This window comes from Pontibacter sp. HJ8, assembly GCF_054824225.1.
Genome location: NZ_JSYF01000133.1, coordinates 1 through 381, shown reverse-complemented (window position 1 = coordinate 381; position 381 = coordinate 1). Strand labels below are relative to the sequence as shown.

Here is a 381-nt window from a genome sequence, read left to right as displayed (position 1 = left end):
GTTCTCGCTTGTCTAAGGAGGGGAGCCTGTCTTTACAGCTCGACAGATCTTGTTTCATCGCCACTTTTAGTCATCCCCCTGCCCCCTTCGAAGGGGACTTTCTTGCACGAGTAGGTATAGCCGGCAGGTATAGCTGACAGGTATAGCAAGGCATACTTACAACAGTTGCTATAGAACAGCGACTTGAGTAAGGTGCGCAACTGACGATTTTGTGTTTGAGCGTTCAGCGAGTTTAAAAGCGTCTTGATTCTTTTGCTTACTTTTCTCATCAAGGAGAAAAGTGAGGCCCCGCCGGCCAGGCGAAGCTATGCAACACGTCAGGTTGAAGACTGAGGAAGCCGAACGCAGCAAAGCAGGTATAGGTATAGGTATAGGTATAGG

General features: G+C 48.8%; 1 protein-coding gene. It reads right to left on the bottom strand.

Features of this window, described 5'->3' with window-relative positions; translation table 11 throughout:
- Nucleotides 1-32: 32 nt before the first annotated feature.
- Nucleotides 33-269 (bottom strand): hypothetical protein, encoded by a 237-nt coding sequence (locus tag OB13_RS07280; protein ID WP_461489494.1) that lies wholly within the window; start codon nucleotides 267-269, stop codon nucleotides 33-35.
- Nucleotides 270-381 lie beyond the last annotated feature (112 nt).

Excerpts from the sequence above, each read along its gene's own strand:
- OB13_RS07280 (WP_461489494.1), bottom strand. The coding sequence starts at position 269 with ATGAGAAAAGTAAGCAAAAGAATCAAGACGCTTTTAAACTCGCTGAAC.